The sequence below is a fragment of the Leuconostoc fallax KCTC 3537 genome, from assembly GCF_000165675.1.
GTDB lineage: Bacteria > Bacillota > Bacilli > Lactobacillales > Lactobacillaceae > Leuconostoc_B > Leuconostoc_B fallax.
Map to the genome: position 1 here is coordinate 1 of NZ_AEIZ01000021.1, position 21,332 is coordinate 21,332.

Sequence of the window (21,332 nt, forward strand, 5' to 3'; positions counted from 1 at the left end):
TTTTTTTATTTTGATTTCTGCAATTGTTGCACCGTCACCACCAGCATTCGCATTAGCAAAATGATAACCTTTTACTCGTCGATCAGAGCGTAAAAATTCTGTGACACCTTTCCTCAATGCACCAGTACCTTTACCATGAATAATTTCAACCGTCCCAATATTGGCTAAGACAGCCGTATCCAAAAAAGCGGTCCAATTCTTGCAGTGCCGCTTCATAACGAATACCGCGCAAATCCAACTTTGAAGTTGCGCTCGCACGTGACGATATCCCTTGCTTAGACGTTGTTCGTACAATTTTTTGCTGCTTAACTTTAGCCTTTTTATCTTGTGCACGAACTGTTGCCTCAGTCTTAACAATATCCTCTTCATCAACCAGCATTTTTAAAATGCCCATTTCAACTTCCCATTGGCCATTGGAATGTCGTTTGATTAAAGTGCCTTGTTGACCATATGACTTAACGGTGATTTCATCACCAGTTGCCAAAGCTTTTGCTTTCTTAGCCTTCTGGAGAATCTTATTTTTCTCCAAGCTCACATTTTGTCGAAGGCCTTCTAACTTTCCCTTACGTGATTGAAGCTCTTGTTCCTTCAGTCCGCCAGTACCAGAACCAGCCCTCAAGCGTTCTTGACGAATTTCACTAATCAGCTGCTCTGCTTGCTTCTTAGTTGCACTTACAATATGATTGGCTTCATTTTTAGCAGTCAAAATAATTTGTGATTGCTCTTTTGCAAGCTTCTCTTGTTGTGCAACTAAAGCTTCTTTTTCTTGTGCAGTGGCTTCTAATTCGGTAGTTAAAGCCAGATTTTTGCTTTTCACCTCATCACGTTGCTTCACCAAGTCCATAATCATATTATTCAAATCTTGATCTGATTCTTTAGTTAAGGAAGTGGCGGCCCCAATTACATCTTCACCCAGACCTAATCGCTTAGCGATAGCGAGCGCATTAGATTGTCCTGGGACACCAATCAAGAACTGGTACGTTGGTTTTAATGTTTCAACATCAAACACCATAGAAGCATTAACTGTATCCGGACGATCATAACCATATAGCTTTAATTCAGGATAGTGGGTCGTTGCAATGGTGTATGCTCCTAAACTCGCCACTTTATCAAGAATCGCAATAGCCAATGCGGCACCTTCTGCCGGGTCAGTTCCTGCACCTAATTCATCAAAAATAACAAGTGAATGCGCATCAATATCGTCTAACATGGAAATAATATTGGCCATATGCGAACTGAATGTGGATAAGTTCTGTTCAATACTCTGCTCATCCCCAATATCCGCAAATATTTCATGAAATAAGCCGACTGTACTTGGTCGCTTAGTCGTGATGAATAAACCGGATTGCGCCATCAGTTGCAATAACCCAAGTGTCTTGATGGTAATCGTTTTACCACCAGTGTTAGGACCGGTAATAATGATTGTCTTGTAATCTTGCCCCATCGCAATATCATTAGCTACTGCAATGTGTCGATCAAGTAACGGGTGCCACGCCTGTTGCAAATCAATATGATTATTTTCATTTACTACCGGTTGCATGGCGTCCATCCGACTTGCTAATCTTGCTTTCGCATTAACAAAATCAAAATGACCAAGTATCTGTGTATTATGTTGAATTTCTGCAACATAAGGCTCTAAATCAGTAGATAAGCTTTGCAAAACGCGTTGCTCTTCTGCTTGTTCCTGAACACGTAATTCACTCAAGCGATTATTCAAATGAACAGCGGCTTGTGGTTCGATATATAATGTTAACCCGGTTTGGCTTTGATCATGAACGACACCACCAAATTGATGCCGATATTCAGCCTTAACCGGCAACACATAACGTTCTGAACGAATCGTTACAATAGGATCACTCAAATACTGTGCTTGCTTACCACGTGTATATTCCTGCATTTTATTTTTGACAGCATTTTCGTTACCAACTATCTTACGCCGAATCGCACCCAAATCGTATGAGGCTTCATCATTAATACGTCCGGTGCTATCAATCGACATGTCAATGCGTTGCGTGATATCAACTAAAGTGGCTAAACTTTCAGCCTGCTCAGGCAACACTTGCAAGGACGTCCCAATTTTTTCATCCGCCATCTGCTCAAAAAATTCGCGATGGCACGCGTATTCCGCAAAACGGCGCCGACCTCAGCCAATTCCAATGCACTTAAACTGGCATGGATGTCGAGTCGTTTAAGATGTGGCTTAATATCTGCTAACTTAGCAAGCGGAATGCCGCCTTTTAAGCGGTCAATCAAAACAGCATCTGCCGTCTCCTGTAGCCACTGGTTAATCTGCACGATATCAATACTAGGTGCTAATTGTTCCGCTTCTTGTCGCCCTAATGGCGTTTGTAAAAAATCAAGTAACTGTTGTGTTATCTTGTCATATTCTAATGTTTTTAAAACTTTTTCATTCATTTTATTTTATAACCACCAATTATAAATTTGCTGTGCAAAGAATGGTAATTTATCCAAAATATAATCTAATTCCGGTGTATTCATGAATTGATCTTGTAACCATGAATTAGGGATGACAGATAATAGTTGAAGGATAAAGAAAGCAATCGTTATACCAATCAAACCACACACGACGGCACCTAAAATTGCATCTAAGCTACCCAATAATGGAATACGACGAATAATTTTAAATTGCCGTAAAATCATAGTTGATACAGTACCACCAATTGCTAATATTAAAACAAAGACAATACCCGATGCCAAAAAATTCGAACCATCACCCGCAACAGCTTGGGGAATGGTTGTTCTAACAAAATCGCCATTCACAATATTGGCGATTGCACCACTTAATGGTTTAGAAAATTTAATCGCGATATACCACGTGCCAATGAAAAAAATGAGACGTAGAGTCGCATTAACCAAACCCTTACGCCAACCATAAACAAACCATAGTAATACAAATATGAGTGTTCCTATTAATAAAATCATCCGCGCTCATCCTTTTTAGTATGGAATAAATTATTAGAAGTCTTCGCACGACTATCCGTTTTTGCTTGAGAAATAATACTGTTTAAAGAACTTTTAGGTACATGCTTGTTAGCCTTTAAATTTTTGATTTCTTCTTGTAGTTCAGATACTTTATCTTGTAACTTTTCTAATTCATTTTGTTTATACAATTCATCAGAAAGTGCATTAAAAGTAAGTAACATACTTTGATCAAAACGATTGAGTTGTGGTGAAATGACTTTAATTTGTTCAAATTGCTGATTAACCAACTTCTCAGTTGCTCTAAAATGAGCCAGTGAAGCTGCCCCAGAAATTGTATATTGTTTACCGCCTAAAGTTGCTCGATATTGACGCTTTTCTTGTTGTGCCATAATGGTATTCTTTCTAAAATATTCAAGGAGTATTATAACGCACTTAAGTATAGTTTATCATAAACCAAAAACTGATATAATTAACTCTATGCAAACTGTTATTCAAGCCACACCTCATCAACTCAATCAACTAAAAAAGCATATACTACTGCCATTAAAAACCCGCCACCTGCCTATGCCTTATTTGCAGCTAAATTACCCGACGTATCTATTACAGCCTATCGATCGGGTAAAGTACTTTTTCAAGGTAAAGGGCATGCACGTGAAAGTGCAAAATGGTCAAAACTATTCCAACCCCAACGACCTAAAAAGCATCGCTCATCGTCTGCTGCAACCACTAAACCACTGCTGCCACAAGGTTTGAAAGATTGGAGTGTGTTAGGCTCTGATGAAGTTGGTGCCGGCGCTTATTTTGGCCCATTAACCACCGCTGCCGTCTATATTAGTCAAGATAACCTAGATTGGGTACGTCAATTAGGTGTTGCAGATTCAAAAACACTCACTGATCATGACATGATAAAAATGGCCCCGAAAATCATTGCCCATTTACCACATCACGTAGTCAATTTATTACCGGAAAAATACAATGCCATTCAACCACAAAATAATGTGAACCAGATGAAAGCCATCTCCCACAATTTTGCCTTACATAAAGTATTAGAAAAAATTGCGCCCCAAAAACCTCAAGCTATTTTGATTGATCAGTTCGCACTGCCTCAAACCTATTATAAACACTTAACCAACGCTAACCAGCAACCGATTGTTCGAGAAAATGTTTATTTCACAACAAAAGCAGAACAGTACCATCTTAGTGTCGCTGCTGCATCTATCTTAGCGCGTTATGTTGAACTACAGACCATGAAAAAGCTCAGTGCAGAAGTTGGCATTACCTTACCTATTGGTGCTGGAAAAGCGGTCGATTTGGTTGCTGCTGAATTACTAAGACAACAAGTTGATTTACGTCAATATGCCAAATTACATTTCGCTAATACACAAAAAGCACAAAAATTAGTTAAATAAAAAGATGCTAATCAATAGCATCTTTTTTGATGAGTTATTTACTCTCAGCATCATCTGTTGTTGGCTTAGCTACCTTATCAGCAGCCTCACTCACTTCATCAACAACATCATCTTTAGCTGACTGGGCGTCTTCCTTTAAGTCTTTAAGCGCTGACTCAAGTTCAACATCGTCTTGTGTTAGTTCAATATCTTCATTCACAAATTTATTACGTAAATCAACGATGACATCCTGAGCTTTGTCAACGTATGGTGTTGCCATATCTTTGGCTTTTTCAACATACGGTGTTGCTTGATCAGTAACGTCCTTTACTTTATCTGTTACATTATCAATTTGGTCACCGTACTTATCTTGTGCCTTATCTTTCAAATCTGACGTTGTCGCTTTCGCTTTTTCTGTGACATCACTTGCCATATCTGCAGCAACATAAGCGGCGTCATATGCCTTTTCTCGTAGCGTTTCACCGGCTTGTTGTGCCTTTGATTTCAGTTCATCTTGCTTTTCTTTTGGTAAAGATTTAAAGGCCACCACAGCGGCAGCTCCTGCTAAAATACCTGCTAGTAAACCTGTTGCTTTTGACATTGTTACGTCCTCCTATTTCACCAAACTAGGCTTGATCTCGGTTCTTTTTGTTACGCTTCTTAAATCGCTTTACAGCTGATTTGGCAACGGTTTGCGCAGCTGCTGCAGCCATACCACTGGCACCAGCAGAGGCTGCCATTTTACTACTTGAAAAGCGATTTGTAACATTTTGAACCGACGCATTAAGTTGAGATACGGTTACGGATAAATCAGCCATTGCCTGAAATGTTGGATCAATTGTTTTTACTTTTCCATTCACATCATTCAACAATGTATTCGCATTAGCTAAAATCTCATTCGATGAATGTACAATCACATCAACATCTGAAGTAATGACTTTTAAAGATTGCGTTGCCCGCATTAAGAACATCCCAATAAACAATACTAAAGCGAGGAATGCAATAGCAAAAATAAGTAGTGCAATTTCTCCTGGTGTCATAATCAAGCCTCCGTTTCTACTATTTATTATACCCGAAGTAACGAAGGATACCAAAAATTGATATAGAAATCGTCTAGTCTTGCTGCATACGCCATTCTAAGAAGCCAGTCATTGCTTGGACACCTTTTTCCAATGCCGTTTCTTTAGGCGCCAAATGAGAAGAATGGAGTGCATATGGTGATTCAACGCCGAGCCAAAACATCGTGCCTGGTATTTTGCTCAAGAGGTAACCAAAATCCTCACCCGTCATGGCTGGACCAACAATCTGAAAATCAACATTCTCATTTTGCGTCATATAGGTGATAAATTGTTGTGTTAAATCCGGATTATTTTCAACTGGTAAATAACCATCTTGTCGTAATTCTAAATCAACCGTCACACCGTAAGTCACACCAATACCTTTTGCGATTTGTCTAACTTGCCCTTGAATCAGTTCAATAGTATCTTGTTGCAACCCACGAATCGTTCCATCTATATGGGCTGTTTCGGCAATGACATTACCAATCGTACCCGCAGTAAAAGTCCCTAGCGTTACCACCCCACCCTTAATAGGGTCGACACGGCGCGACACAATTGTTTGTACTTGCATCACAAAAGCACTTGCGGCGATAATTGCATCATTAGCGCGATGTGGAAAAGCAGCATGTCCGCCCTCACCCGTAAATGTGACATGAATTTCAGTGGTACCAGCAAAAAGTGTTCCTAAACGTGTTGCAATGACACCACTAGCTAATTCTGGATTATCATGCAAACCATAAATTTCTTCAGGTAGAAATTCATCGCTTAATGCACCACTTTTATAAACACGCTCACCACCAGAAAAGTTCTCTTCAGCTGGTTGGAACAAAAAGACTAAATTGTCCTTTGGTTGATGATTAGCAAAATGGTTTAAAATCCCTAAAGCAACCGTCATATGCATATCATGACCACAGGCATGCATAATGCCTGAATTTTGAGATTGAAAACTCAAATCTGTTGCCTCAGTAACAGGTAATGCATCAATATCTGTTCGATAACCAATTGTTCTTTGAGGCGCCGATCCGGCAATACGTACCAATAATGCTGTTGGTACGCTTTCAACCTCACGATATGATATATGCGTTTGATCAAAAGCCTGAATCACCCCTTTTAGGTAAGCCTTTGTTTCAAATTCTTTCAAACTGAGTTCCGGATGAGCATGAAGGTGGCGACGAATAGCAATTAATGCTTCATTTGTTAAATCAGTAGCATCAGACATGAATGATCACCTTTTATAAATGACGTAATTCAGCCAACAATGCTGTTTTGCTTGCCGTCTGATCGTCAATGGTCTTAATGATTTTGGCAGGTACACCTGCCACTAATGTATTTGCCGGAACATCCTTGGTCACAATGGCACCAGCCGCAACGACTGAACCCTTACCAACATGCACACCTTCAATAATTACCGCATTGGCACCAACTAAAACATCATCTTCTACAATAACTGGTGTTGCGGAAGCTGGCTCAATGACCCCTGCCAAAACAGCACCGGCACCAATGTGAGCATTTTTACCAACAGTAGCACGTCCACCTAAAATAGCACCCATGTCAATCATCGTCCCCGCACCGATAACCGCGCCAATATTAATCACAGCGCCCATCATAATAACAGCATTATCACCAATTGTGACTTGATCTCGAATAAATGCACCTGGTTCAATTCGTGCATTAATCGTCTTCTTATCCAATAATGGTACCGCAGAATTACGTGCATCATTTTCAACAACATACTGGTCCGTCTCTAAGTCTGATAATAATGGGGCGATTAATGCCCAATCACCATACAAAATGCCAAAATTATCATTAGCAAATTGCTGCACATCCGCCGGTACACTGGCTGATAATGTCCCCTTATAAGTTACCTTGACTGGTGTTACTTTCTTGGCTGTACTAATATAATTAATAATTTGCTGTGCATCTAGTTCTGACATTTTAATCATTCTCCTATAATTCGTTTATTATATTATAACAAAAAGCACCTATAAATTATAGGCACCTCATAGTTATAGGTATTTTGCATCAAAATCAGCATCTTGACTCGTTAAAATTTTTGGACCGTCCTTAGTAATCGCTATTGTATGTTCATATTGTGCCGATACTGAACCATCTGCGGTTCTAACTGTCCAACCATCTTCTGGCGTCTGGTCGGTATCAACTTCCCAACCACCAATGTTTACCATTGGCTCAATGGTAATCGTCATACCTTCTTTTAAACGTAAGCCATGCTCTGCTTCACCGTAATGTGGCACTTGCGGCTCTTCATGCATCGTTGGCCCGACACCATGCCCAATGTATTGACGAACATTACCGTAATGATGTTCATCGGTAACGTACTGATCAATAGCATGACCAATATCACCAATACGATTACCAATAATTGCTTGATCAATACCTAAATATAATGACTTCTTAGTCACTGCCATTAATTGTTCCAATTCAGGACTGATGTTGCCAACTGCATAGGTCCATGCAGAATCTGAAACCGCACCATTAAGGCCAACAACCGTGTCAACTTTAACTAAATCGCCATCCTTCAATTTCAAACCTTTACGTGGAAAACCGTGTGCCACTTCATTGTTCACACTAACAGTTGTTGCATATTTAAAGCCTTCAAAACCAATTTGTAGTGGGACTGCACCATGGCCTTCGATATAAGCACGCGACTGCTCTTCAATTTCCCAAGTATCCAAACCGGGCTTAATTAAATCACGTAACATATGATGCATACCGGCAATAACCGCACCAGATTGGCGCATTAATTCAATTTCTCTTGGTGATTTTAATGTAATCATACTCTTCTTCTTTCATTATTACTCATCGTCTATTATACATTTTTTAATTTCGAAACCAATATTTGATAAAATAAAAGAACTAGGCTTAGCCCAGCTCCTTTATTTTAACGTGCATAATCAACAGATCGTGTCTCTCTTACAACAGTCACCTTGACATGTCCAGGATATTCCAAACGCTCTTCGACTTCTGACTTGATATCATGTGCCAAAACAGTCGCTTGAATATCTGAAATTTGTGTTGGTTCAACAATCACACGTATCTCACGTCCAGCTTGAATAGCATAGGCAGTTGATACACCTTGATACTTATGTGCAATCGTTTCCAAATCCTTCAGACGTTGCACATAATTTTCAAGAGACTCACTACGAGCTCCTGGTCTAGCAGCACTTAACGCATCTGCTGCTGTTACTAATTCTGTAATCGGTGATGTTGATTCAACGTCACCATGGTGAGCAGCAATGGCGTTAATAACTTGTGGCTTTTCATTAAACTTTTCAGCTAAACGAACGCCAAGCTCAACGTGAGAAGCTTCCACTTCTCCATCAACTGCTTTTCCAATATCATGTACTAATCCAGCGCGCTTCGCAAGCGCGACATCCATTTTAAGCTCTGCTGCCATCATTCCCGCAAGTTTTGCGACCTCGATAGAATGTTGCAGGACATTTTGACCGTATGATGTTCGATAATTCATACGTCCAATCATTTTAATAAAATCAGGGTGTAAGCCACGCAATCCCAAATCAAAGACTGCTTGCTCACCTTTCTCACGAATAATCTCATCCATCTGTCGTTGGGCTTTCTCGACCATTTCTTCAATACGAGATGGATTGATCCGGCCATCATTAATCAATGCCTCTAATGCCCGTTTTGCAATTTCTCTACGTACAGGATCAAAGCCACTTAAAACAACAGATTCTGGTGTATCATCAATAATTAAATCAATACCAGTTAATGATTCTAATGAGCGAATATTTCGACCTTCACGACCAATAATTCGACCCTTCATTTCTTCATTTGGTAGGTTTACAACAGATACTGTCACATCTGCTACTGTATCAGCAGATGAACGTTGAATAGCCTGTACGATAATATCACGCGCACGCTTTTCAGCTTCACTTGTTGCATCGTCTTGTGCTTCTTTTACTAGCACAGCACGCTGTCTCACCAAACTTTCTTTCGTTTCGCTTAAAATTTGTTCTTTTGCTTGATTGACACTTAATTGTGCAATCTCATGCAATTTGTCTTGTTGTGTTGTCAACAAGGCTTCTGCTGCATTTTGCTTATTAGCAGCAGTATCTAAACGCTGTTGCACTTGATTTTCTTTTTGAATCAACGATGCATCACGTTGATTTAAGGCCGCATCTTTCTTTTCGAGGTTTAAAATACGGTCTTCAAGCCGTTGTTCTTGCTGCTGTAGTTGCTTTTGACGGTCTTTGTAAGCCTCATCAACTTCATTACGATAGGCTAATGCCATATCTTTAGCATCAACATCTGCAGCACGCTTCAAACTTTTAGCTTCTTCTTTTGCTTTATCAAGAATGTTAGTAGCAATTTGCTTGGTTGCTGTAATTTGTCGTTTGTCTGCTGAGACACGAAGAAAATACCCAAATCCAATACCAATTGCTATTGCGAAGAGCACTGAAATAACAAATAATCCTATCGACATATTGTTTCCTTTCAGTGTTGTGAAATAGTTTTCACATTTATTAGTATAGCGACATTTGTGTAGTGGGTCAAACAAAAGTTCTCCCATTATATCAGGGATTGAGCATATAAAAAGCACGAAAATAATCGGTCATTCCGTGCTTCCTTTTATTTTAGTAAGTGTCACCATTCAAAATCGAATTCTTCACTACAACATAGTCAACACGTTTCAAATCAGATAATTGACGACCACCCGCATATGAAATAGCAGATTGTAAATCTTCTCGCATTTCTTTTAGTGTATGATCGATACTACCACGATAAGGGACTAATAATTTTTTACCCTCAACATGTGTATAAGCGTTCTTTTGAAATTGTGACGCTGAGCCAAAGTATACTTTATATTGTTGACCATCCTGATCCGTTATTTCTCCTGGTGTTTCATCATGCCCCGCAAATAGAGAACCAATCATGCATAACGTTGCACCAAAACGAATCGACTTCGCAATATCGCCATTATAGCGGATGCCGCCATCAGCAATAATTGGCTTACTAGCTGCTTTACCGCATAATCTCAGCGCTGCTAATTGCCAGCCGCCAGTCCCAAAGCCCGTCTTAAGCTTCGTAATACATACTTTCCCGGGGCCGACACCTACTTTCGTTGCATCGGCACCAGCATTTTCAAGATCACGAACTGCCTCAGGTGTTGCCACATTACCTGCAATCACAAATGTCTCTGGTAGCTTTTCTTTGACATACTGGATCATCTCAATAACTGCATCTGAATGCCCATGCGCCACATCAATCGTTGTATATTCCGGCATAATACCTTGAGTATGTAGTTGCTGTACAAATTCGTACTCTTCTGGCTTAATACCAATAGAAATAGATGCAAAAAGATGCTGATTATGCATTTTTTGAATAAAAGGCAATCTTTTTTCAGGTTCAAAGCGATGCATGATATAGAAATAGCCATGACTTGCTAAATGTTGTGCTAATGATTCATCAATAACCGTCTGCATATTAGCTGGTACCACTGGTATTTTAAACGTACGTGTGCCAAGTTTAACAGTTGTATCAGCTTGTGAACGTGAAGATAAAATTCCCTTATTGGGTACTAATTGAATGTCTTCATAATCAAATACTGGGGTATCATTCATAGGCTATTTACGCTTTCCATATTAAATCATGTGCTTTATAACGTTATTTAGGGATGGACAGGTACTGTAATTTTACCGTCTTCAATTTTTTGTTGTGCTTTTTGAACAGCTTCCCAAGTTTCGTTAGAAGCAGAGTTCTTAACTAAACCAACACCCTTTTCTTTAAGGCCATAAGTGATAACCTTATTACCTGGGAATTTATTATCAGCTGACTTTTTGGCGATATCTTCGACAGCTGAATCAACACGCTTAACTGCTGAAACAAGTGTGAAATTAGCTGATTTACCATTTTTATCTTTATATTGACCATCTGTGTATTGATCACGATCAACACCAATCACCCAAACTTTTTTATCAGAACTGCTATCCAACTTCTGATTATCTGCTTTTGCTTCAGCAAATACGCCATTTCCAGCACCACCAGCAGCTTGGAAAATGACATCTGCACCCTTAGAAATCATTGTTGCAGCAATCGTCTTCCCCTGCGCAGCATCTGTAAATGAATTCGTGTATTGATTCAAAATTTTGATATCAGGATTAACAGACTTAGCGCCCGCAGCAAATCCAGCATCAAATGTGTCAATCACATCTCCATGAATACCACCCACGAAGCCAACTGTATTACTCTTGGTTGTTTTAGCAGCTGCGACACCTGCTAAATATGAAGATTGTTCTGAATGGAAAGTTAGTGAAGCGACATTCTTTTGTTTCACAACATCATCAATAATAGCAAAATTAGTTTTGGGGTTATTCTTAGCTACTTCTTTTAAAGCTGGTGAAGCTGCAAAACCAACACCGTAAATTAATTTATAACCACCTTTAACCGCTGTTTGGAAATTAGTCTTGATATCAGAAGCAGTGTTACTTTGGAAATAATTATAGCCATTCTTACCTTGCTTTAGATCGGCAGACTTACCATAAGCCTTTAAACCTTCCCAGGCAGATTGGTTAAATGAGTGGTCATCAACACCACCGCCGTCTGTTACTAAAGCGACAGTATGTGCTGATGCCTTACTATTTGACTGTCCTGCTGTCGCTGCATAAATACCAGCACCAACAACGACCACAATCCCTAAACCAATACCAATTTTCCCTGAACGTTTCATGTGTTCCTCCAAAAATAATTTATTCACACATTTATTATCCGTTATTTAATATTAATTTTCATTTTATTTTAGTTAAAAATACGTGTTTAAAATTAAAAAATACATCCAATTCGCTATTATTTATCCAAAACACGAACAACGCGCACAAAACGTTCGTGTTTTATATAATAGACCTATGACAAATTACGTAACCCATACAATCGAACCTTGGATGCCACTCGGCGCTCTAAAAGCTAAACAAGATATTATTGATATTGCTTTAACTCAGCATTGGCAAGTACTCCCCTTGGCACGTTACAATGATAGCCGTGACACTATTAGTCAGCGACAAAATAATATCAACTTGTGGTGTGATGCTCTGCGGGAGAATGATACTGTTGTGCACCAATTCCCCACTTATATGAGTGCCGCATTTGAACAACAATTCATTGCTACTTTGAACCAGCGTCGTGTTCACAGCGTCATTTTAATTCATGATATTGAGCCGTTACGTTTAACAAAGCAACAGCCCTGGGAGTTTGATTTATTGAACGCTTATGATTTAGTTGTTGTGCACTCACAAGCTATGGCTGATATTTTAGCTCACAATGGCGTTATGAGTGATATGATCATTCATGCTTTCTTCGATTACTTAGCACCTACGCCGTCAATTGCTAACTACAGTCATCAAATTAATTTTGCTGGCACTTTTCAAAAATCACCGTGGCTCCAGACTTATAATGGTCAATTGCCCATTACCTTATTTGGTGCTAAACCGCGTAAATGGCAACATATCGACTGGCCAGAACATGTTCATTTCCAAGGCAATCTCGACCCCATCGCTATTGTAGCCGCCTTTCAATCTGGCTTTGGTTTACTCTGGGACAGTGACTTTGAGGGTAAAACTTATCAAACTTATACGCGATATAATGCACCACATAAGGCAAGCCTGTATTTACGTGCTGGTCTACCCTTAATTGCTTGGTCTCAAAGCGCTATTGGCCAAATTATCCAAAAACATCATTTGGGTATAACGATTGATAATCTATCACAATTAGATCAAGTGGCTACTATCTCTAAAGATGACTATTACGGCTTTCAAAAGCACCTGAGCCCCTTTCAATTACGGCTTCAAAATGGTGACTATACGAAAAGTACACTTCAAAAAATAAATGCTGCTTTTTCTATTGACGAACTATAAATTAGTCTGTATAATTTATTCTTGTTGTGGCCCCATGGTCAAGTGGTTAAGACGTCGCGTTCTCAGCGCGGAATCGAGGGTTCGACTCCCTCTGGGGCTATACTTGCGATGAATCAATTAGTATTGGTTTATCGCTTTTTGTTTGGTTAAATCCCAATATATTAACGTTTAAAGCGTGTTTTTAGTTTATTCAATTTTATGTGTTGTTTATTTTGTATATGCTAAACAAACTTTATGCTAAAATGAAGACATAGAAAAAGCCATGCGCTAGAGACACATGACCTTTTAGAATTTCAAACCCGTGTTAGCGATGGCAGTTGGATAATTGTACAGATATTCTTAGACCCCTAGAACAGGCCAAAGTTAAGGGGTTTTTATTTGGCTATTTTTTATCTCTTTAACTAGCTTAATAGCGTATACTCACGCACCTATATCAAAGAACAACTTATAGGTATTAATAATACTCATAAGTTCACTTTGTGAGACCCTATCTACTATTCTATAACCTCTGTTTACTATATCTAAAGCTCTAGTCTGGTCTAGCAATACTTTACCAGTGGTTTCACTAGGTGTCTCTAGAGGGTAATACAGGGGAAAGTCTCTGTTAGTAGTACTAATAGGGGCTACAATAAATAACCCTGATATGTCTGATACTTGTATACTACTGAGTATTACAACAGGCCTACGGCTCTGTTGCTCATGTCCTTTAGTTGGGTTTAAGTCTACCAAGGCAATATCGCCTTGTTTTAATATTACCATTATAATTCTTTACCTTGGCTCTCTCCCCAATCAAGTTCACCAGTTCTGACACCATCATCTTTATAGTTGGCCAAAAGCTCTGATAAAGTCTTAGGTTGGCTGTTAACAGGAGTCAGAATAATACTCTCCCCATCAACAATAATGTCAAACTATTGGTTATCTAAAACATTAGCTTTACCTAGCACTTCTTTAGGTATTCTAGTCGCCTTCGAATTGCCCCAAGATGCTAATTTTGTACTTGCTACAGGTGCTGCTTGCATAAGATTGCCCCTTTCTATGTATCTACTTATGTATACACACATTTCACCATATATCAGATACTACACACAACAATATTCATGTATTGACAATTCCGTATATATCAACTTGAATTGGACTATAAAGCCAACAAAAGGAGCAAAAAGGGTTAAAAAGGAGCAAAATGTGGTTCTCAAAGGCCTTAATGTGCTAAAATGAAGACATAGAAAAAGGACACGTACTATCAATACGCATCCTGAAGCCAAACCATTATGATGGTGACGGTGCAATAGCCTAATAATAATCAGCCACTACAACCCGCAAAAGTTAGAGTGGCTTTTTATTATCACTTTTTTAGGTGCTTGGCTTTATACGTATCAAATGCGTACTTGTCCAAGAGCCTTTGACCAGCGTGAGTAAGTATACCTACCACAACCGTTATCAAAGCTGATAATAATATCATCAACTGACCAAACCTCTGTTAGATTTTCCATAGGAAACCTCCAGTATCTTGTCTGGTCACCACCCTAACTTATTGGCATACAATCAGTATAACATCAAGTTAACAGTAGCAGTGAATTTTGACAATAACTTTGTATAGCAAACTCGTGCCTAATCTAGAGCACAAAAAAGACCCTACCCCGGTTAAAGGATAAGGTCTTTTAATTTACGGTTAACTAATAGTGTGCACCAAACCAATTAGGACAGAAGTGATAGTTAACCGCAATTATCACTTGTCTGCTACAGCATACTTTGATTGAATAGACACCGGCTCACCAGCTAATTCAATAACCATAATTGAACCATAATGATGCAATACCTTGTAGTGACCGTTCATGCGGAAGTATTCACGCTGTGGGCTACCAATCTGTGCATATTGATTAGACAACTTCTTACCATGCTTATCAGTCATTGTAATAGCTGATAGTGGAATGTAGTTGTTGTAATCTGTTACAGGAATACTCAAGCCCTCATTAATAGCGTCCCACTTACCATTCCAGTAATCGTAGTATGAAACTTCAAACGTACGGTTAAAGTGAACGGTCTTAGCCTTTTGCACTGCTTGTGTTGGCTTAGTTGGTGTCTTAGGCCCTACATAACGATATACGTAGTTATAAGGGTAACCATCTAGACTAGCAAAGTAGTTATAGTCTAAGTCTTGAACAGCTGTTCCTACTTGACCACCTGTATAGTAGCAAGTACTAATAAAGATAGCATTAGGATCACTCTTTGAGATAACACCAATATGACCAAAGGCACCTGCGGATTGACCCTGCTGACCCCATACAACAATATCGCCCTTCTTAGCATTCCAGCCAGCATTTTCAGCAACTAATTGATAGTTGTTAGCCAGTAGATAGTCGTGAATGGTTTCAGTGCTGTATAGAGCATTGTAAGGTGTGCCACCAGCTTCATAAATAGCCTGTGTCATACTACCAGAACAGTCAGCAGTACCATCAGCACCGTTACGTGAGCCATACATGCTATAGGTTAAATTACCCTTGCGTGAGTCAAACCACTGCAGTACACGTTGTTGGTCAACTGTGCCATTGTGTTGCGTTGCTGCACTTGCATGTGTTACCCCAAAAGTAAAAATGGCAACCACAGAGGCTACCATCAAGAATAAATATTTAATTGTTTTCGTCATTTAGTCACCTCACTGTCTAACTTCTTGAGTTCCAGTAATGCAAGTTCTATTTTTGAAGATACTTGTTCTGCAGTAAATAATTTTTCAATATGAAGGGCAGATAAAGCCTTGTTAATAAAATCTGTCGCTACTTGCTTCTGTTCAGCTCCTGACTTGCTTCCTGCTACCTGTTCAGCATATTGAACTCCTTGCAAGAAAATATCGCCTGCATTTTGCAAGGAAACATTCTTAACATGTGAGCGTCCATACTTCCAGGCAATAGATGTAAGAGTACTAAATGCCCCTAGTGATGCTAGCCATAGGATGATATTAATTGTTGTGTTCATCATGCTCCTCTCGATATTCCAACACTTTTAAACGTGTGTTATGATCATTAACTTCCTTTTGAAGTGCCTCGATTTTATCAAGACTTTGATTAAGCATTTTGGTCTGTGAGGCTACGTTATTGGACAATCCATTAACGGCATTCTTCAATGGTTCAATAGCATCTGAAAAAGAAGCTTTAAATAAAAATTGGAAGAGGGCATAAAATACACCACAAACACTTCCAATTTCAACTATTTAGGATAAGGATATGTTCCATTTACTATCCCTCCTCATTACCTAATTCATTGAATGCCTTAATCTGTTCTTGAAGTAACTTTACTTGTTCCTGTAATGCTACTAACTGTGTCATTAGTATCACCACTTAAGTCAGCTGTAGTAGATTTGGCCATGATACACATTAAATTCGTTATGTCCTGTTCCCTAAGGGCTATACTTGCGATGAATCAATTAGTATTGGTTTATCGCTTTTTGTTTGGTTAAATCCATGCGATAGTTACTTTACAGATTGCCTGATTTTGCATAAACTATATTTATGTTTTCAGGAAAATTTCTGAAAACAAATCTAAACACCAAATATAGGAAAATATAATGATGTCCACCACTAATTTTCTCTTTTTACTTTAATTTCAGTGATAATTATTACGAATACACCACAATATAAAAAGTCAAAATTTTATCAATTTATCTTACCTTATCGTGGTATAGTCCTGATTATGACGGGTATTGCACTGTTCATCAATGCGCTATTAACTACGCATGGTGTTATTTTATTCATGTTTCCAATGATGTTTATTCTATTAGGTGTCATATACACCATGATAGACAAGCAAAAACATAAAACAAAATAAAAAAGCAACATCTTAATTTTGAGATGTTGCTTTTTTATCCATTATTTATCAATTTCTTTCTGACTATCTTCGCGGGCGCCCTTAACAAAGCCCTTAGCAGAATCTTTTACATTATCTGCTGTCTCTTCAATATTTTCCTTAGCATGAATGGCATTATCTTTTACTTTGGCCATCATACTTTGCGCCTTACCTTCTGCCTCACGTTCTTTATTGCCAGTAACCTTACCGCCAATTTCTTTGGCTTTACCTGCAACACGATTCTTGGCATTATCCATCTTTTCTTCAAATGACATTGTAACGCCTCCTATTTTATAATTTGTACCGCTAGTTTAACAAAACGTTCCTTCATATGCACATATTTACTATGCTGAACGCGACTAATGTATAATAATAAGTAAGTTAAACAGTATCTCGTTTAGAGATAACCGCTTAGTTACGCGATATATTTTTAATCACTAAATTGCGCGCAACATATTAAAAATAAAGGAGAAAAACTGATGGAGTTAGATGAAACTAATCAAGTAACCCCTGCCGAAATTAAAGGTTGGAGTTGGGGTGCATTCATGTACAATATTTTCTGGGGTATTGGTAATAAAACATATTTACCATTACTTTGTTTAATTCCAATATTCAATATTGTTTGGGTCTTTGTTTGTGGCTTTAAAGGTAATGAGTGGGCTTGGGAAAAAGGCGATTATAAAGATGTCGAAACATTCAAGGCAGTCCAGGCAACTTGGAATCGTGCTGGCTTCGTTCAGTTTATTATTTCAATTATTTTCATCGCCGTTTACATTTTGTCTCTCATTCTGATATTCAGTACGATGTCACACAACTCGACATACTAATCAATAAAAAGTAGCAACGTGGTTAATCACGTTGCTACTTTTTAGTTGATTTTAAAATGAACGAACGACTTGGACAATTCCGAATAAGGTTAAATACATCGCAACAATCGCGACACTTAATGACATGGCAAATGCAGGACTAAATAATAGAATGATGCCCACAATCAAACCGATAACAGCTAGTACAGTATGAAAACCGTAATAACCCTTTTCAGAACTTCTCACAAAGCGCCCAACCCACAATTCAAAAATAGAATCAAATATAAACCACATAGCTAGGGAAATCCAAATATAGGCAGCCCCAAATTGTGGGACATAAATAATAACTAGCCCAAGGATAATATCCAAAATCGCACTAATCGTTCCCCATCGTGTATTAACTGGGACAAGCCAATGTGCAAAACGAATACCTGTCCATTTTTAGAATACCTTCAATAACGGAGAAAACACCAACAATCGTTATAAATGTTGAAAAAGCATTTATCGGGTTATCCAAAATCACAAAGGCCAATATTAACGACAAAATACCAGTAATTAACGAAAAAGGATCGAATTTCTTTGTCATGTCCATCACACTTTCTTTCTGTTTAACTACGTCCGTTATAACATGTTGTCAATATTCGTGCAATTTCCCTATACGATTGTTCACTCAAACCTTTTTCTTGAGCAACAGACTCACACCAACACATAGTAATAAGTTGATAGCAGCTACTACCAAATTACTCCGTAATGTTATGGCAATGCTCATCTGCGATAGCATTCCCGTCATAATGGGCACCGTAAAGGATGCTACACTACCAAATGAAAAGAATATTGCTGTAATTCGGCCCTTCATATTTGGGAATAATCGTAAGAAAATGTTCAAACCAATTTGCATCACACCACTAGCCGCTGTAGCACCAAAAACAAAAGCTGCAATATTCACAACCTGATGTTGTGGCACGAAACAAATAATACCTAATGATAGCAAAGCAAGTGCATTGAGAATAATAATAAGGTAACGGTCGGGTACCCATTCTTTTTGCATCACCATAAACATCACTAACACACCAATAATGGATCCAACGCTATATAAAGATAAAACAAAATGTGCAGCTAAGTGCGACATATTCAAGACGTTAACCGCAAATAATGAAATCCATTGCGTAAAATGTATCATCAATGCCATTGCTGTAAAGCCATAAACAGACAATAATGTCATCAATGCAATTTGTGCAGCCTTTAATTTTGACGATTTTTGATTATCTTGAACCGTCATTTTAACCATTTGCTTTGGAAATTTCAGAGGTAATAACATCATAAAATTTATCGCTAAAATCATTGCGCCAACAATAAAGCTCCAACCGTACCATAGTTTAGATAACTCTAAGAATCCAACCATCAAAGGCAAGATAAACTCACCAAGCGACATCATGGACTTAATTAAAACAGTTGCAGCACCTTTCCCGTGATTTAATTCTAAAAAGGTCGGATATGTCGCAGAATCCAATGCCGAATTAGCAATACCAGCTAGTATTGTTAGGCCGTAGGCCATTTTAAAATCATTAACAAATGGCATAGCTGTTAAAAAAATAGCATAAGTAATCATGCCAAAAGCTAGAATCGGCTTACGACCGTACCGATCAGATAAAGAACCTAATAAATAATAAGCGATAATACGGCCAATACCGATACCTGAAATAACATAAGATACCGTCGCTAATGGTTGATCCCAACTTTTGCTCAGATGTAGCATGTTTTGTGTCAAAATAAGTAAGCCAATACCGTGTACTAAATAATTCAGGTAAAGCACTATGCTTAATCGAAGCTTGTTACTTACTGTTACTTGATTCATCTCTTATCTCCCTCATACAACAAACAAAAAACGACTAAATGTTAATAACATCTAGTCGTCACAATCATTCTTTGTCAACAGCCCGAGGAAGCTGGTTCAATATCAGAATATATGGTTTCAACTAGATTACTATTGTGCATCTAGTTGAACACCTTAAATAATGGCTTCAGCTTTAGATGCGAACTATTGTGTCCGCATCTAAAGTTGAAACGGACACTACCTAAAGAAAAAACCATAATAATAATTTGAATTAACTGATAAATGTTGAACCATTATAAACCCTTTCTGTGAATCGATTAATTATTTTTTATTAAAACACAGCGTATTCTCTTTGTCAAATGGTCATTAGCCTTTGTATGAATTATTCGGCATCATGAGTTTTGTAATTTCTCCTGAATTAATTGTTATCGTGCCCGTACCATTATCAATCACTAAACCACCATCATCATCAATTGAGATAATTTGACCTATTATTTTTTCTTGACCGCGTTGTATTTCAACGTTTTGTCCCATACCAACAACTTTCTTTCGATAAGTTGCCATATACTGACCATCTTGATAATTCTGATACATAGCAAAGAAATGATCGATAAGACTCGCAACCACAACATTACGAGACACCTTTAAATCATCAACTAAAGCCCCTGCTTTTTGTGCAATGGCGTCGGGAAAGCCTCCTGCAGGTGTTGCCAAATTCATCCCCACACCAACAATTAATGACGAAAAATGTTGACTCTCAAAATCAATGACTGCTTCAGTTAAGATGCCCCCTACTTTTTTGTCACGATACAACAAGTCGTTAACCCATTTAAACTGTAAATCAATATCAAAAATACTTTTTACCATCTCAGCCACTGCAACCGCTGTACTCGTCGTCAGGCGTCCTGGATTAACCTGCGTACCAATTGGCAATGGCAAAGCAAACGTCACATATAAGCCTGTATCTTTTGGTGAAAAAAATTGTCGACCTAATCTGCCAACGCCGGCCGTCATTCTCTCACTAATAATCACAGTATTTTCTGTAATCTTCCCGGCTGATAGCATTTCTTTAGCATATATGTTGGTTGAATCAATCGTTTCAAAAACTTGTAGGGCGACATCATGTTTTAGATAACGCTGAATTGCCACCGCTGCAATTTTATGGCCAGGTAAATAACGATACCCTTGTCCACGATTACTTTCAATCGTGTAACCTTGTATTTCTAATTTCCGGACCGCCTTCCATATCGATGTTCTCGTTATATTGAGTTGTGTTGCAATCACTTCACCCGATACCCATTTTGCTTCTTGATCAACCAGTAACGCCAACAATTTATCAGCCGTGCTCATTATTTACCCTCCACATTAGTAACCTTGATTTTAATTAATAGTTAACTGATTTTACCATGTCAAAGATGAATTAAAAAATATAAAATATGAAATTACTATTGACAAATCATTATAAAAATATAAACTATAGTTAATAATTTAATATTAGCTTTTATCGAAACCGCCATACCATTTGTTTTGTTAAGAAAGTATTCTACTTGATGCGATGAATACCAAAACAGGCTATGACA

20 protein-coding genes, 1 tRNA gene and 2 pseudogenes are annotated in these 21,332 nt (G+C 38.3%); 4 read left to right on the top strand and 19 right to left on the bottom strand.

Annotation, left to right across the window (positions count from 1 at the left end; genetic code table 11):
- The 3 genes and pseudogenes from LEUFL_RS11855 to LEUFL_RS0106355 form a co-directional block, all read right to left on the bottom strand.
- Positions 1–2,415 (bottom strand): annotated as a pseudogene (locus tag LEUFL_RS11855) (endonuclease MutS2); the annotation flags it as partial.
- A 6-nt stretch (positions 2,416–2,421) separates the two neighbouring features.
- The gene (locus tag LEUFL_RS0106350) at positions 2,422–2,943 is read right to left on the bottom strand and encodes a CvpA family protein (protein WP_010008267.1); all 522 of its coding nucleotides are present in this window, start codon (positions 2,941–2,943) and stop codon (positions 2,422–2,424) included.
- On the bottom strand, positions 2,940–3,332 hold the full coding sequence (locus LEUFL_RS0106355; protein ID WP_010008269.1) for a cell division protein ZapA: 393 nt from the start codon (positions 3,330–3,332) through the stop codon (positions 2,940–2,942). The genes LEUFL_RS0106350 and LEUFL_RS0106355 overlap by 4 nt, the downstream gene beginning before the upstream one ends.
- Before the next feature lie 88 nt (positions 3,333–3,420).
- Between LEUFL_RS0106355 and rnhC the strand changes: the two are divergent.
- Positions 3,421–4,352: pseudogene (gene rnhC, locus LEUFL_RS11860) on the top strand (ribonuclease HIII).
- 34 nt (positions 4,353–4,386) lie between these two features.
- Here rnhC and LEUFL_RS0106365 read toward each other — a convergent pair.
- From LEUFL_RS0106365 to LEUFL_RS0106400, 8 genes are all read right to left on the bottom strand, one after another.
- Positions 4,387–4,932, bottom strand: a complete 546-nt coding sequence (locus LEUFL_RS0106365; protein ID WP_010008272.1) for a hypothetical protein — start codon at positions 4,930–4,932, stop codon at positions 4,387–4,389.
- A 25-nt stretch (positions 4,933–4,957) separates the two neighbouring features.
- Positions 4,958–5,371: a DUF948 domain-containing protein gene (locus tag LEUFL_RS0106370; RefSeq protein ID WP_010008273.1), complete on the bottom strand. Its 414-nt coding sequence runs from the start codon at positions 5,369–5,371 to the stop codon at positions 4,958–4,960.
- A 73-nt stretch (positions 5,372–5,444) separates the two neighbouring features.
- The gene (locus LEUFL_RS0106375) at positions 5,445–6,608 is read right to left on the bottom strand and encodes an N-acetyldiaminopimelate deacetylase (protein ID WP_010008274.1); all 1,164 of its coding nucleotides are present in this window, start codon (positions 6,606–6,608) and stop codon (positions 5,445–5,447) included.
- Positions 6,609–6,621: 13 nt separating this feature from the next.
- A complete protein-coding gene (dapD, locus tag LEUFL_RS0106380) occupies positions 6,622–7,323 on the bottom strand; it encodes a 2,3,4,5-tetrahydropyridine-2,6-dicarboxylate N-acetyltransferase (RefSeq protein WP_010008275.1) in 702 nt (233 codons plus the stop codon).
- A gap of 72 nt (positions 7,324–7,395) precedes the next feature.
- Positions 7,396–8,184, bottom strand: a complete 789-nt coding sequence (gene map / locus LEUFL_RS0106385) for a type I methionyl aminopeptidase (RefSeq protein WP_010008276.1) — start codon at positions 8,182–8,184, stop codon at positions 7,396–7,398.
- A gap of 104 nt (positions 8,185–8,288) precedes the next feature.
- Entirely contained in the window at positions 8,289–9,851 is a 1,563-nt protein-coding gene (gene rny / locus LEUFL_RS0106390) for a ribonuclease Y (protein WP_010008277.1), read from the bottom strand.
- 151 nt (positions 9,852–10,002) lie between these two features.
- Positions 10,003–10,989: a GMP reductase gene (locus LEUFL_RS0106395; protein ID WP_010008279.1), complete on the bottom strand. Its 987-nt coding sequence runs from the start codon at positions 10,987–10,989 to the stop codon at positions 10,003–10,005.
- A 47-nt stretch (positions 10,990–11,036) separates the two neighbouring features.
- Positions 11,037–12,095, bottom strand: a complete 1,059-nt coding sequence (locus tag LEUFL_RS0106400; RefSeq protein ID WP_010008281.1) for a BMP family lipoprotein — start codon at positions 12,093–12,095, stop codon at positions 11,037–11,039.
- Between the two features lie 175 nt (positions 12,096–12,270).
- Between LEUFL_RS0106400 and LEUFL_RS0106405 the strand changes: the two genes are divergently transcribed.
- Together LEUFL_RS0106405 and LEUFL_RS0106410 are read left to right on the top strand one after the other, a co-directional pair.
- A complete protein-coding gene (locus LEUFL_RS0106405; protein ID WP_029508689.1) occupies positions 12,271–13,275 on the top strand; it encodes a sugar transferase in 1,005 nt (334 codons plus the stop codon).
- 28 nt (positions 13,276–13,303) lie between these two features.
- A tRNA-Glu gene (locus LEUFL_RS0106410) sits at positions 13,304–13,375 on the top strand.
- Positions 13,376–13,695: 320 nt separating this feature from the next.
- Here LEUFL_RS0106410 and LEUFL_RS0106415 read toward each other — a convergent pair.
- The 5 genes from LEUFL_RS0106415 to LEUFL_RS0106445 all read right to left on the bottom strand — a co-directional run bounded on the left by LEUFL_RS0106415 (position 13,696) and on the right by LEUFL_RS0106445 (position 17,387).
- Entirely contained in the window at positions 13,696–14,034 is a 339-nt protein-coding gene (locus LEUFL_RS0106415) for a type II toxin-antitoxin system PemK/MazF family toxin (RefSeq protein WP_010008284.1), read from the bottom strand.
- A 149-nt stretch (positions 14,035–14,183) separates the two neighbouring features.
- Positions 14,184–14,294 (bottom strand): AbrB/MazE/SpoVT family DNA-binding domain-containing protein, encoded by a 111-nt coding sequence (locus tag LEUFL_RS13600; protein ID WP_010008285.1) that lies wholly within the window; start codon positions 14,292–14,294, stop codon positions 14,184–14,186.
- 707 nt (positions 14,295–15,001) lie between these two features.
- The gene (locus tag LEUFL_RS13425; protein WP_010008287.1) at positions 15,002–15,919 is read right to left on the bottom strand and encodes a peptidoglycan amidohydrolase family protein; all 918 of its coding nucleotides are present in this window, start codon (positions 15,917–15,919) and stop codon (positions 15,002–15,004) included.
- A complete protein-coding gene (locus tag LEUFL_RS0106435; RefSeq protein WP_081458732.1) occupies positions 15,916–16,248 on the bottom strand; it encodes a phage holin, LLH family in 333 nt (110 codons plus the stop codon). The genes LEUFL_RS13425 and LEUFL_RS0106435 overlap by 4 nt, the downstream gene beginning before the upstream one ends.
- A gap of 887 nt (positions 16,249–17,135) precedes the next feature.
- A complete protein-coding gene (locus tag LEUFL_RS0106445) occupies positions 17,136–17,387 on the bottom strand; it encodes a CsbD family protein (protein ID WP_010008294.1) in 252 nt (83 codons plus the stop codon).
- Positions 17,388–17,591: 204 nt separating this feature from the next.
- Between LEUFL_RS0106445 and LEUFL_RS0106450 the strand changes: the two genes are divergently transcribed.
- Positions 17,592–17,939 (top strand): hypothetical protein, encoded by a 348-nt coding sequence (locus LEUFL_RS0106450; protein WP_010008296.1) that lies wholly within the window; start codon positions 17,592–17,594, stop codon positions 17,937–17,939.
- Between the two features lie 51 nt (positions 17,940–17,990).
- Here the strand turns inward: LEUFL_RS0106450 and LEUFL_RS0106455 are convergent, their stop codons facing one another.
- The 3 genes from LEUFL_RS0106455 to LEUFL_RS0106465 form a co-directional block, all read right to left on the bottom strand.
- On the bottom strand, positions 17,991–18,287 hold the full coding sequence (locus LEUFL_RS0106455) for a DUF308 domain-containing protein (RefSeq protein ID WP_010008297.1): 297 nt from the start codon (positions 18,285–18,287) through the stop codon (positions 17,991–17,993).
- A gap of 301 nt (positions 18,288–18,588) precedes the next feature.
- Positions 18,589–19,773 (bottom strand): MFS transporter, encoded by a 1,185-nt coding sequence (locus LEUFL_RS0106460; RefSeq protein ID WP_010008298.1) that lies wholly within the window; start codon positions 19,771–19,773, stop codon positions 18,589–18,591.
- A gap of 345 nt (positions 19,774–20,118) precedes the next feature.
- The gene (locus LEUFL_RS0106465; RefSeq protein ID WP_010008299.1) at positions 20,119–21,102 is read right to left on the bottom strand and encodes a biotin--[acetyl-CoA-carboxylase] ligase; all 984 of its coding nucleotides are present in this window, start codon (positions 21,100–21,102) and stop codon (positions 20,119–20,121) included.
- Positions 21,103–21,332 lie beyond the last annotated feature (230 nt).